We start from the raw sequence: 13,280 nt of genomic DNA on the forward strand, positions 1-13,280 counted from the left end.
TTTAATGCAGTCCCGCATCTCGCGCCAAACCAAACGGCGTTAAATCTTGACGCAAGTCGTGTCTTATATCATAGCCTATCGATTTACTGGCGTAATCTAACAACTGCCGAATCAAAATAGGATTTTTTAAATAAATATCTTCATCAAAATATTTAAACGAACTCACGCCATCGTTTAATAACAAATCTCGATCCACCGACGCCATCATTAAATAAATTGCCATTTTGGCATCCTGTCCTCCGCCTTTACGCGAATGAACCAAATTAATCAATTCACGCAATTGAAATTGCGCAATTTTATTAGTCGTTATATCCAAGGTTTTTTCTATAGCTTGCGCCACAATATTAAAATTTGAATTTCCTGTACGATCAGCCTGCTGATCTACATTTACATTTTTTTCTACATGTTCGCCACTAACATTAATACTGGCCTCAACATTGGCATCAACACTTCGACGCGCTTGATTATTGAAATTTTTGCCTGTTTTTTCTTTTATAAAATTCGGTAAAGACACCGCACCCACTGGACAAATGACTCCCATTAAACGCAAAGACTCGATGTGATAAACGACTAGATCAGCGTTTAACGAGAGCGTTTCGCTAATATCTGCCACGCTACGCTTACCATTAATTTGCCAAAGAATATTCCAAGCCACTGTTTCAAGCATAAGCTGCTTTACACGTTCTCGCGCTTCTCGCAGCAATCTAAAACGCATATCTAAAATGCCTTCCAGCGTAAACACGGGAGACTGATTAAGATTTTTTGATTTTTTTATATTTTCAGGAACAGAAAAAGACTTTTCCGCTACATCTTGTAAAATCACATCATCAAACTCAAGATCATCAACCTGCTCAATCACAATGACAGAGTCACGCATACTAAAATCCCTTTTAAAAATTAATTAGCATTAATACCAATAACAATATCGACTGTCGTTCCTTGCCATTTAACCGGTAAGATCAACGATGTAAATCTTTCTTTAATAAAGTGCCGGCCGTTACAAGCAATAATTTTTGGTACTGAAACTTTGAAACGCTCACCAAAACTTTGTCTGGCATTGCTGGAAATAGTGCTGGCTAATTCACCCATAATATCTTGGATCATAAAACTATCAATATCGGTTTCGCCCATCGCTTTTAATAATTTAGTTATATCATCGCGAGTACTAGTGGCATACACATAACCATGGGCTACACCCGATATCTCAATTAAACCCGCCACATGTTTCAGTGGTGGATCACCTAATTCGATTTGAGGCTCATCAATATTAGCCAGAATGCCGGTATTTTTCGCAAAAAATTCTAGAGAAGCATTTGCAAACACTGACAACTCTTGTTCATTTATCATAAAAAAAACTCATTACCGCAAAAAAATTATCAAAGCCTTTTTGTCTGCGACAATCTAAAGGCACTACAAGCGCAATAGCGCCTGGCGAATTAACAACACAAAATTCATCTTCTTTTAACATTCTATTTCAGATAATTCTTGTAGCGCTTCATATAATTCATCGTCATTAAAGGGTTTGCATAAAAATCCCGCAGCGCCACGTTTAATTGACTCTATCGCTGTCGCTTTATCTGCTAATGCAGAAATAACTAACACGCGTACCTCAGGCTCAATTTCTAATAATTGGCGTAAACACTCTAAGCCATCCATTTCAGGCATAGTGATATCCAATGTCACCATTTCAGGACGTAAGCGCGTAAATGCACGAACTGCTTCAGCGCCATTTGAGGCAGAAGCTACAATCTCAACACCGCGCGAACTCATGCCGCGCTGAATTTTGTTGCGCATCACTAAAGAATCATCCACCACCATCATTTTCATTTAAGCAACCTTCGCCAGATCATCGAGAGGAAATTTTATGTTGAATTGGCAACCCTTCCCTGGTGCATGTCGTAAAACAATAGAACCGCCCACTTCCGCTACTCGTTGTTTAATAATATCCATGCCGACGCCACGACCTGATGCTACATCCACGGAATCTGCCGTTGAAAAACCGGATTCAAATATTACATTTAACCATTTTGAGTCAGTCGCTTTATCACTGCTCTCCAACAAACCGAGTTCATTCGCTTTTTGTCTAATGCTGTCTAAATTAATACCTTTGCCATCATCTTGCACACACAACTCATAGCCATCATGACTCATCGTGGTTTTGAGTTTTATTCGACCAATTTCTGATTTTGCAAAAGCTCGTCTTTCATGGGGCAGCTCAATGCCATGCGCAACCGCATTACGCAACAATTGCACCGTAATGTCGGCTGCTATCGCGCGGTATTTTTCAGGAAATTGGTCAATATCAAATTCACCACCGATCAACTCAATTTGCTTACCGGTTTTTTCACACATACGCAGAGTCATTTTTTGCATAGCACGAACAATCGCGTGTTTATTTTCGGCAGCTCCGCCAAATTCTGTTTGTAATTGTATTAGTTTTCCCAGCAATTCCATTGTATCGCGCAATACATTGGCGAGCTCATCTAACTGAATGGCGATATTGATAAAGTCTTCGCCACTAATAGATTCGGATTTTTGATTGAGACATAACAACGCTTCTTCAAACATATGGGCTTGTTCAACGAACAAACCCAAATCTAATAAGGCGGCATTGCCTTTAATGGTGTGAACAATTCTAAAAATTGGATCAATAATTGATTTTTTTTCAGATAAATTCTCGGAGCTTTTCAGTAATGCATTGATTTCAGACAGCTGATTGCTGGTGGCGTCGACGAATTGCTTTAACATAGAAGGCCCAACATGGATCAAACCGAACATTAATTCCATTTGGCGTTTAGATTTTTCAGAAGACGCTTCTAACTTTTCTTCTAATGCTATCTTTATAGTCACATCACTGACTGTCACTAACAAAGATTTAATGCTCTTACCTTCATAAACACGCGAAAATTTAAAATCTAGATATTTCTTATGGCTAACGCCACCCACCTCTTTGGTCATTTCTATTTGTTCGACGGGGTTATGACTGGTCAGCATTTTTTCCTTAACGGAACGTTTAAACATTAAATCCACATAATCGGACAACATATTAAACGTTTTTTGATCAAGTTGCGGCCGCATAATATCAATGAACCGTCGACCTGCAATATCTTCTTCCATTAATATTTTTTTCAAAGATGCTGAATGCTGAGTACCCACAATTCCTTTTTCATCCATTACAAAAAGCCCATCATTGACATAACCTAAAATTTCATCAGACTCTCGCTTGGCGCGTATGACTTCAAAAGCATAGGTTTCAACCTTTGCCGCATAATCGCGCACTTCGTCTTCCGATTTTTGCATATTCCGAATAACGCGAAAATTAATAAAAAAGAAATTTAAAACAGCTAACACTAAACCCGTCAACTGCGTATTCTTCATGGCAGTGGTTTTTGCTTCAGCTTGTTTATCTAGCGAATTAGCGAGTGATTGGCCAGCCATCATAAATTGTGGTGCAGCTAAACTTAACTGTTTATGCGCTTTAGCAACCACCGCAACATCTTTACCATTAACGAAATAGACTTCTTCCAGCAACAATGCTAAGGGTGGCCAGCTCTGCGCCATCGGTTGAATCAACAGCTTCGTTTTATTATCCAGCGGCTGCAATTTAATAGGCTGTAAATTCATCCCTGGGGTCCAACCTCCTTGCAGCATGGCCGTTTGCGTATCAGAAAAAATACCTTGTACCATTTGCAATTCTTGAATCACTGGAGACGTATTACCATTACGCTCGCTTAAAGCATGGAGTTGCCCTACTAAACGGCTTAAATTATCAACCAATACACTTTGGCGATTCGCTAAATTGGCGACTTGAGCTAACTGACTGCGCTCTATAGAGAGCTGCATATTGATAATCATGACCGCAATATCGATCACTACAAAAGCCGCAATCGCTGAAATAATAAGGCGATAACGACTCAAAATTGCGAACCATTTTGATTTAGAAAATGTGAATGGATTTTGCAGCGTCACCAGGGTCTCCTTACCCAAGGTCAAAAAAATGCCCAACCATCCTCAGTACAGATCGTTGGCATATGCTGCATAGCGGCAAGTTGCGCTATTTGTTGAGGGCTTTTTAAGAATCTATTACTACATGTCCAAGATGAGCGTCATGGTCTTTAAACCAAAGCAATGGGGGCTTATTCGCGTGCGGCAGTATAAATACCAACATCTTGTTTTAAGTCATGGCGAATATCATATCCCACTACGCGACTCGCTTGATGCAGCAGCTCTTTGACTAATAAGGGATTTTGTATATAAATATCTTCATCAAAATAACGGAATGAAGTCAGCCCTTCTTGCAACAATAACTCACGATTGATAGAGGCCATCATCAAATAAACCGACATCTTGGCATCATGCCCGCTGCCTTTACGCGCATAAACTGCACGAATTAACTCCTGCAATTGAAAACCCCGAGGGGCATTTCCCGACAAAATTTCTACTTCTACGGTTCGCTCATCTAATGGTCGTGAATCCGCAATAGCAACAGGCGCACTGACGGCAGGTTTCGGCGTGTCGTTTTTATCTTCGATTATTGGTTTTACTAAAACGGGTTTAGGAATTGCGGGTGTTGATTTGCTAGAAGATGGTTCAACTGCCGCATTAACAGACGGAACGTTATCCGCTTTTTTGCCTTTTGTTTTAATAAACGTAGGCAGAGAAATAGAATCAACCGGGCACACCAAACCCAACAAACGTAAAGATTCAATTTGATAAACAACTTCAAGCAGCGGCGCTTTTAAAATCTCTGCAATTTGAGTAGCTGTATTTTTACCATTCACATTCCACAAGATGCTCCACGCTTCTTGCTCTAACATTAAATCTTTAACTTTTTCTTTAGCGCCACGTACTAAACGAAATACCCGCGCCGACACTTTTTGGATGACCAAACGTGTTAGCTCTTCTGATTCGCTAGATTGCGGCGAGCTTATAACGCTATTGTTATTGGGTTTAGAAAAGAAACGATTATTATCAGCGGCGGAAAATGCACCAAATTCAATGTCTAATTCCACTACTTCGTCTTGCCAATCATCCATTTCGATAATATCGAAATCACTACTCAATATGTTGTTCATGCGACATCTCCTGATGATCTAACTCCACGCCAATCACTACTTCAAATACCGCGCTACGCCACCGAATTGGTAACACCAATACAGTTAATGATGTTTCCATAACCTTTCTTCCACCCGGAACCAAAATCTTGGGAACTGACACTTTAAATTTATCGCCGAATTTGTGACGAGCATTACTAGAAATAATGCTTGCCAACTCACCGACAATATCTTGAATCATAAAACCATCGACTTCTTTTTCACCCATTGCATTCAGCAAATGAGTAATGTCTTCCCGTTTTGCAGTGGTATACACAAAACCTTTAGCAACGCCTGAAATTTCAATCAAACCCACTACATCACGAATAGGCGGATCAATTAACTCTATTCGTGGTTCATCCATAGATGCCGCTATGCCAGTGTTTTTATAAAAAAACTCTAACGCGGATTCTACAAAAACCGAAAGCTCTTGTTCATTAATCATAGACTGCTCATTACTCACGATTATTGAAGAACAATAATCAACGATGCACGGCCAGCATTACTCCAGCTCAAAGGCACAACAAAAGCAGATGCTTTTGCGGGCACACGCACAACCCCTTCATTACTTGTAATAACAGCCGGCACTGAAATTACAAAATTTTGACCATATACTTTGCGTACGTTGCCGGAAATAGTATTCGTTACTTCACCCACCATATCGCTCATCACATGCGGATCGGTACTTTCTTCACCCACACTTTGCAAGATAGATTTCAAAATACCGGCTTCAGCAGTGAAGTAAACATTGCCTTTACGCGCACCACTAATGCCAATAATGCCGGTGTAATCAAATATATCCGGATCACCATCTAATAAATAAGGCGCGGATACTTCCGGCACTTCAACACCTACGTGCCTGAAATAATTAACGCAGCCATCAATAAACACTCTTACTTCATCTTCTTTGACCATGACTACCCCAGCAATTCTTCCAGGGCTTCGGCAAGCTCCTGATCATTAAAAGGCTTACATAAAAATCCTGAAGCGCCGCGCTTCAATGCTTCTAAAGCAGTCGCTTTATCGGCCAGTGCAGAAATAACTAAGATTTTTGCTGCAGGTGAAATTCTTAAAATGGATTCAACGCATTCCAAGCCATCCATTTCTGGCATCGTAATATCCATCGTCACCAGATTAGGTTTATGCAACACAAACATATCAATGGCTTGCTGACCATTCGCCGCATGCCCAACCACTTCCACGCCCGCTTGCGCAATAGATCGCTGAATCTTATTACGCATCACCAACGAGTCATCTACGATCAAAATTTTCACAACAATATCCTCATCATCAAATTAATGCGGCAAACTAATTTTAAATTCACAGCCTTTGCCTTTGACAAAACGCATTTGCATGCGGCCGCCCAAGGCGCGCACTCGCTCGCGCACAATACCCATGCCCACACCACGACCGGCTGCTTCGGTAGCTTCGCCCGACGTTGTAAAACCAGAGGTAAAAATCAATGAGGCCAATTCCGCGCTGCTCATACGTTCTATTTCATTCTGCGGATGTTTGCCTAACTCACGCGCACGATTCCGAATTTTTTCTAAATCTAAACCACGACCATCATCACGCACTCTAAATTCAATGCCATGCTCGCCTAATTCCGTATAAACATGCACCGTACCGATTTCTGGTTTATTGCGAGATAATCGTTCAGTTGGTTTTTCAATACCGTGTGCAATCGCATTGCGAACTAACTGCGTCAACACATCTGAAACGGTTTGATAATGCTGCGGTTTGATGCTGTCAAATTGCGCGCCTTCAAATGCAATACGCGCTTTAACACCCACTTCTTCGGCAAATTTATTTGCCATACGGGCAATCGATTCAACGAATATTTTATCGGAAGGTTTAGATGTCGTATTACCAAATGCATCTTGTAAACGACTAAGCTGCTCTAACAACTCTATTGAATCATTTAATGACTGACCTAATTCATCAAGACGTAGCGTTACGCCAATAAAATCTTCACCGGCAACCACGTCTTTTTCGCGCAATCTACTTAACTCGTCTTCAAATCGATGCGCCATTTCAACATACAAAGCCAATTCCAGAACGCTGGCATTGCCTTTTAAAGTGTGCATTTCACGGAAAATAGGTTCAACGGTGGCTTTATAATCGCGACTTTGTTCCGCTTTTTTCAACAAACCATTGATGGTCACAATATGTATCTGCGCAGAATCAATAAATTCTTTTAACATCTGCGGGCCCACATGAATCAAACCAAACAACATATCCATTTGCTTGCGGGTTTTTTCTTGTGATGCAATTAATTGTTTTTCAAGCTGAACTTTAGACGTTGCATCAGAAACCGATACTAACAAACCTTTAATTTCACCGTGTTCAACAATGCGACTAAAACTAAATGCTAAATATTTTGTTACAAAATCTTTATTCGGTGTTTCAAAATGAAACTCGACACAGTCCAACGGATTATGTGATTTAACCATTTTTTCTTTTAAAGACGCTTTAAACATTAAGGCAATATAATCTTCTAACATGCCAAAGGTTTTATCATCGAGATAAGGCCGAATCATGCGCTTAAAATTACGCCCTGCGATTCGGTCGGTCATGAGGATTTTATTTAAGGAAGCAGAATGTTGAGCGCCAATTTCACCTTCGGCGCTAATTACAAATAAACCATCGCCTACTGTTTCTAAAATCTGATCGGCTTCTTTTTTAGCATTCACTACTTCATTCGCATAATCTTGAACTCGATCGGCATAATCACGAACTTCTCGATCGGCTTTACGTAAATTGCGAATGACATAAATATTGATAAACAAAAAGTTTAACGCTGCCAATACCAAACCAATCATTTGCGTGTTACGCATTTGCATGGTTTTCATTTCAGTACGCTGCGTTAACATATTACCCAAACCCGCCCCCATACCACCAAAGGCAGGTGATAGTTCGCGTACTTTTGCTAAGGCAGGATCCACTAATTCCAGAGTCGGGACGTCAGCCGCCAAAATCGCTTCAATGTCGTGTTTTAAAGGCTGCCACATCTGCTCCATCTGACCTAACAATGCCTGACCTTTTGGATTTTCAATTTTAGGCACATAGACTGGTTTTAAATCTGAGCCCATGGTTTGACCACCTTTTTTGAAAGCCATTAAAGAACCTTCAAATACATCGTGGGTTAATTTCAAACCATCTAAACCTACGTTAGGATCCCCCCCGCTCGCTAATGCAACTTGCATCTGTTGCAGAATTTGTTTCATATGCTCAGTCAACATACCTTGTCGACCACCTAAACTAACACTCTGCGCTAACTGTGAGCGTTCTTTTGCATGCTGTACATTGATCACCATTACGACGATATCAATCACCAGAAAAGCAAATACAGACAAAATAATAATGCGGTATTTTTTAAATTCAGAGAAAAAATTACTGATTGATGCTTGACTCACGCCAACATCCTCCGTGCTTGCAGAAATAATCGGATACAGAACGGAATAAATATCAGAGATAGTGATTGCAGAAAACAATCACACGGCAACTGAGCGGACTCGTTCTTGTTATTTTTACTATTTGTCATCACTAGCCTGTACAACACTTTGGGGTGAATAGTCACCTACATCCTCAGGCATTACTTCCATGATGCGCAAATCCGTCAGCGCAAAGATCCTTAGTTCGTCGATGATTCTATAAACCTAAAGGCACAGCTGCAATCTAATCTAAGCGAAAGTTTTGTTGCTGGTCTTTGATTTTTAACCACTTGTCTATATCAAAACAAATCGTGAATTATCATTCATTAAAAGCGCTGTATATTAAACAATCATCATAGCTTTATTAAACTGCGCAAAAAAAGCCCGCCGATTAAGGCGGGCTTTTTAAATAACATCACTTAAATCTTAAGCAGCTTTTTGTTTAGCGTTAATGATTTGACGTAACACGTACTGCAAAATACCACCATTGATGTAGTACTCCCACTCTTTTGGAGTATCGATACGCACATCCACTTTGAAGGTTTTTTTACTACCATCTTTAGCGGTCGCAACAACAGTTAATTCTTTAGCGCCTTGTAACAAACCTTGGAAGTCAAAAGTTTCTTCGCCACTCAATTTTAAGCTTTCATGTGTATCGCCCGCTTTAAACTGCAAAGGCAAAATACCCATACCCACCAAATTGGAACGATGAATACGTTCAAAGCTTTCAACGATAACCGCGCGAATGCCTAACAATAACGAACCTTTAGCAGCCCAATCACGCGAAGAACCTGTGCCATATTCTTTACCAGCCAATACGACTAATGGAATATTTTGTTCTGCGTATTTAACCGACGCATCATAAATACTCATCACTTCGCCAGCGGGTTGATACGAGGTAATGCCACCTTCAGTACCAGGCGCCATTTGATTGCGCAAACGCACATTCGCAAACGTACCACGCACCATCACTTCATGATTACCCCGACGTGAGCCATAAGAATTGAAATCAACTTTAGCCACACCATTCGCCATCAAATATTTACCGGCAGGTGAATCTGCTTTAATCGAACCCGCAGGTGAAATATGATCGGTGGTCACAGAGTCACCCAGTTTTGCCAAACAGCGCGCACCATTAACTTGTTTAATGCCGGGCGGCGTCATGGTCATGCCATCAAAATAAGGCGCTTTTTTAATATAAGTGGAATTATTATCCCAACGATATTGCGCACCTTCTGGCGTTTCAATTTTTTGCCAACGCTTATCGCCTTTGAATACGTCTTGATAATTTTTCGCAAACATTTCACGCGTAATCGTTTTGTTCACTAAGGCGCTAATGTCCGCAGTGCTCGGCCAAATATCGCGCAAGTAAACATCTTTACCATTTTTATCTTGGCCTAACGGATCTTTATAAGGATCTATATCAGCACGACCGGCAATCGCATACGCCACCACTAACGGCGGTGATGCTAAGAAGTTCATTTTAATATCTTGATGAATACGACCTTCAAAATTGCGGTTACCCGATAACACAGAGGTTACGATCAATTTATTATCTTGAATCGCTTTACCGATTTCATCAGGCAAAGGACCTGAGTTACCAATGCACGTGGTGCAACCATAACCCACAATATTAAAACCTAATTTATTTAAGTAAGTTAATAAACCGGCTTTTTCTAAATAATCCGATACCACTAAAGAGCCCGGCCCTAAAGATGTTTTTACCCAACTTTTAACGACTAAACCTTTTTCAACGGCATTTTTCGCTAATAAACCCGCTGCCATAATAACGCTAGGATTAGACGTATTAGTACAACTGGTGATCGCCGCGATAACAACCGCGCCATCTTTTAATTCAAAGGTTTCGCCTTTATACGTTACGCTAGCTTTATCAACACCTTGTTTGCGTTCGGCTTGCATACCAATCAACGCCGTTTTAATTGCGGTGCCCGCTTCATCTAAACGAATGCGATCTTGCGGACGTTTTGGACCCGCTAAGCTAGGTACTACGGTATTCATATCAAGCGATAACGTTTCGCTGTAAGTAGCTTCTTGACCTGCAATACGCCATAAACCTTGATGTTTTGCATACGCTTCAACAATCGCAATATTTTCTTCCGAGCGATTTGATAAACGTAAATAGTTTAATGTTTCTTCATCGATAGGAAAGATACCGCAGGTTGCGCCATATTCGGGCGCCATATTCGCAATCGTTGCACGATCGGCTAACGGCAAGTACGCCAAACCATCACCATAAAATTCTACGAACTTACCCACGACGCCGTGTTTACGTAAAATTTGAGTAACGGTTAAAACTAAATCCGTTGCAGTTGCGCCTTCCGGTAAACGACCGATTAATTTGAAACCGACTACTTCAGGAATCAACATGGTAATCGGTTGACCTAACATTGCCGCTTCCGCTTCAATGCCGCCTACGCCCCAGCCTAATACACCCACACCATTAATCATGGTCGTATGTGAATCCGTACCTACAACCGTATCAGGATACGCTTGTAATACGCCGTCTTTTAATTCGCCAAAAATAACGCGCGCTAAATTTTCTAAATTAACTTGATGCACAATACCGGTGTTAGGCGGAACCACACGGAAGTTTTCAAATGCTTTTTGACCCCAACGCAAAAACGAATAACGTTCGGTGTTACGTTGATATTCAATAACTGAATTTAAATCTAATGCATCGCTGCTACCATAATGGTCAACTTGCACCGAATGATCGATAACTAACTCAGCAGGTGATAAAGGATTAATTTCTTCTGGATCACCGCCTAACAATTTCATCGCATCGCGCATCGCGCCTAAATCAACCACTGCGGGTACGCCGGTAAAATCTTGCATCACCACTCGCGCCGGTGTGAAAGCAATTTCTTTATCGGGTACTGCTTTCGGATCCCAATTAATCAAACCATCAACGTCATGCTTAGTCGTATTCACGCCGTCTTCAAAACGCAGCAAATTTTCTAGCAGAATTTTTAATGAGAACGGTAATTTAGCGACCTTGTCGCCTAAACCCGCTAATGAATAGATTTGATATTTTTTGCCGTTTACTTCCAGCGTTTGGCGTGCGTTGAAACTGTTACTCATTCAGCAACCCTTTCGTTAATGTTGATTAAAGCGTGTACTTGCGGAGGCGGTATGTGTAAAAGACCAACAACACAACCACCGCCGAAAAAGAGGCGCGCATTATAACCTAGGCTTAGGATAATTACTGCCCCTACAGCGGTCGGCCACACATACTATATTAATAGAGGGGCGCTCCAGTCACTACAGGGACCGAGCACCACGCGCCAGGCCAATGGGATCTAACAAACGGCGCAACTGCTCCGCATCTAACGTATCGACCATTTCTAAGGCCACATCGAAAATGGGACGGCCTTCTTGATAAGCGCGCTTGGCAATTTGCGCAGCACGCTCATAGCCGATCTCATCGTTAAGTGCGGTTACCAATATCGGATTTTGTGCCAGCGTCTGCTGCAAACGTTCGGTATTAATAGTGAAGCCCGCAATCGCTTTATCGGTCAAGCTGCGAGCGGCACGACTTAACAAATCAATACTGTTTAACAAATTATGCGCGATCAGCGGCAACATCACATTCAGCTGAAAATTACCGGACTGCCCCGCAATCGTCAGGGTCACATGCTGCCCCATCACTTGCGCCGCCGCCATCGCAACGACTTCGGGAATCACCGGGTTCACCTTGCCGGGCATAATGCTGCTGCCCGGCTGCAAGGCCGGCAAGCTAATTTCACCTAAACCAGCTAATGGCCCACTGTTCATCCAGCGTAAATCGTTGGCGATTTTCATCAGGCTAACCGCCAAGGTATTCAAATGCCCACTCATTTCTACCGCGGTATCTTGTGCACTCATTTGTTCAAAAGGATGGCTACTCGCAACAAAGGCCTGGCCGGTTAAATGACTTAATTGCGCAGCGACCTCCGCGCCAAAAGCCGCGCTCGCGTTCACCCCCGTTCCCACCGCCGTGCCGCCTTGCGGCAAAATCCGCAGCCTTGCTAGACCTTCTTCAAGGCGCTGACTATTACTACGGATTTGCCCCGCCCATGCGCCCAACTCTTGACCCAAGGTAATCGGCAACGCATCCATTAAATGCGTGCGGCCGGTTTTCACCACCGATTTTAATTCCTCAGCCCGCCGTTCAATAGTTTCGGTCAAATGCGCTAATGCGGGCAGCAATTGCTCCTGAATCTGTAAGGCCGCTGCCACATGAATAGCGCTGGGAATGACATCGTTAGAGCTTTGGCTCATATTCACGTGATCATTAGGATGCACCGCTGCACCCAAGGCGCGGCTCGCCAAGGTCGCAATCACTTCATTCGCATTCATATTAGTACTGGTGCCGGAACCGGTTTGAAACACACTAATGGGAAATTGCTCGTCATAGTCACCGGCGGCTACCGCTTGCGCCGCATGCGCGATCGCCGTCGCCATCGCACTATTTAAACGCCCCGCGGCTTGATGACTTAAAGCACACGCTTGCTTAATCAAACCCAATGCCCGAATAAATGCACGCGGCAATCGGATATCGCTAATATCAAAATTATTCAGCGCGCGCTGCGTTTGCGCACCATATAAAGCATCGGCCGGGACGACCACATCACCCATGCTGTCTTTTTCAATACGTTGCTTAGTCATAATGGATCTCTACTTTTAAGGGAAACACTAACAGCGCTCATGCAAACAAACACCCATGTTATACTGCCAGCTCCTTTTCCAAACT

General features: G+C 42.2%; 11 protein-coding genes. All 11 read right to left on the bottom strand.

Annotated elements, in window-relative coordinates:
• Nucleotide 1 precedes the first annotated feature (1 nt).
• The 11 genes from H0W44_07020 to H0W44_07070 all read right to left on the bottom strand — a co-directional run bounded on the left by H0W44_07020 (nucleotide 2) and on the right by H0W44_07070 (nucleotide 13,195).
• Nucleotides 2–877: a hypothetical protein gene (locus tag H0W44_07020; protein MBA3582187.1), complete on the bottom strand. Its 876-nt coding sequence runs from the start codon at nucleotides 875–877 to the stop codon at nucleotides 2–4.
• A 20-nt stretch (nucleotides 878–897) separates the two neighbouring features.
• The gene (locus tag H0W44_07025) at nucleotides 898–1,347 is read right to left on the bottom strand and encodes a chemotaxis protein CheX (GenBank protein ID MBA3582188.1); all 450 of its coding nucleotides are present in this window, start codon (nucleotides 1,345–1,347) and stop codon (nucleotides 898–900) included.
• A 114-nt stretch (nucleotides 1,348–1,461) separates the two neighbouring features.
• Nucleotides 1,462–1,827 carry a response regulator gene (locus tag H0W44_07030; protein ID MBA3582189.1) on the bottom strand — a complete coding sequence of 122 codons (366 nt, stop codon included), beginning with the start codon at nucleotides 1,825–1,827 and terminating at the stop codon, nucleotides 1,462–1,464.
• Nucleotides 1,828–3,969: an Hpt domain-containing protein gene (locus tag H0W44_07035; protein ID MBA3582190.1), complete on the bottom strand. Its 2,142-nt coding sequence runs from the start codon at nucleotides 3,967–3,969 to the stop codon at nucleotides 1,828–1,830.
• 167 nt (nucleotides 3,970–4,136) lie between these two features.
• Entirely contained in the window at nucleotides 4,137–5,075 is a 939-nt protein-coding gene (locus H0W44_07040) for a hypothetical protein (protein MBA3582191.1), read from the bottom strand.
• The gene (locus H0W44_07045) at nucleotides 5,056–5,538 is read right to left on the bottom strand and encodes a chemotaxis protein CheX (protein MBA3582192.1); all 483 of its coding nucleotides are present in this window, start codon (nucleotides 5,536–5,538) and stop codon (nucleotides 5,056–5,058) included. The genes H0W44_07040 and H0W44_07045 overlap by 20 nt, the downstream gene beginning before the upstream one ends.
• Before the next feature lie 20 nt (nucleotides 5,539–5,558).
• Nucleotides 5,559–6,008 (bottom strand): chemotaxis protein CheX, encoded by a 450-nt coding sequence (locus H0W44_07050; protein MBA3582193.1) that lies wholly within the window; start codon nucleotides 6,006–6,008, stop codon nucleotides 5,559–5,561.
• 2 nt (nucleotides 6,009–6,010) lie between these two features.
• On the bottom strand, nucleotides 6,011–6,373 hold the full coding sequence (locus H0W44_07055; protein ID MBA3582194.1) for a response regulator: 363 nt from the start codon (nucleotides 6,371–6,373) through the stop codon (nucleotides 6,011–6,013).
• Nucleotides 6,374–6,388: 15 nt separating this feature from the next.
• Nucleotides 6,389–8,509, bottom strand: coding sequence for an Hpt domain-containing protein (locus H0W44_07060; protein ID MBA3582195.1), 2,121 nt, complete (start codon nucleotides 8,507–8,509; stop codon nucleotides 6,389–6,391).
• A gap of 444 nt (nucleotides 8,510–8,953) precedes the next feature.
• A complete protein-coding gene (gene acnA / locus H0W44_07065) occupies nucleotides 8,954–11,629 on the bottom strand; it encodes an aconitate hydratase AcnA (protein MBA3582196.1) in 2,676 nt (891 codons plus the stop codon).
• 180 nt (nucleotides 11,630–11,809) lie between these two features.
• Complete coding sequence (locus H0W44_07070; protein ID MBA3582197.1) at nucleotides 11,810–13,195, bottom strand: class II fumarate hydratase; 1,386 nt, start codon at nucleotides 13,193–13,195, stop codon at nucleotides 11,810–11,812.
• Nucleotides 13,196–13,280: the final 85 nt, after the last annotated feature.

This window comes from Gammaproteobacteria bacterium, assembly GCA_013817245.1.
In the GTDB taxonomy this organism is placed as follows: domain Bacteria; phylum Pseudomonadota; class Gammaproteobacteria; order HTCC5015; family HTCC5015; genus JACDDA01.

Excerpts from the sequence above, each read along its gene's own strand:
- H0W44_07025 (MBA3582188.1), bottom strand. The coding sequence starts at position 1,347 with ATGATAAATGAACAAGAGTTGTCAGTGTTTGCAAATGCTTCTCTAGAA.
- H0W44_07045 (MBA3582192.1), bottom strand. The coding sequence starts at position 5,538 with ATGATTAATGAACAAGAGCTTTCGGTTTTTGTAGAATCCGCGTTAGAG.
- H0W44_07020 (MBA3582187.1), bottom strand. The coding sequence starts at position 877 with ATGCGTGACTCTGTCATTGTGATTGAGCAGGTTGATGATCTTGAGTTT.
- H0W44_07030 (MBA3582189.1), bottom strand. The coding sequence starts at position 1,827 with ATGAAAATGATGGTGGTGGATGATTCTTTAGTGATGCGCAACAAAATT.
- H0W44_07070 (MBA3582197.1), bottom strand. The coding sequence starts at position 13,195 with ATGACTAAGCAACGTATTGAAAAAGACAGCATGGGTGATGTGGTCGTC.
- H0W44_07040 (MBA3582191.1), bottom strand. The coding sequence starts at position 5,075 with ATGAACAACATATTGAGTAGTGATTTCGATATTATCGAAATGGATGAT.
- H0W44_07050 (MBA3582193.1), bottom strand. The coding sequence starts at position 6,008 with ATGGTCAAAGAAGATGAAGTAAGAGTGTTTATTGATGGCTGCGTTAAT.
- acnA (MBA3582196.1), bottom strand. The coding sequence starts at position 11,629 with ATGAGTAACAGTTTCAACGCACGCCAAACGCTGGAAGTAAACGGCAAA.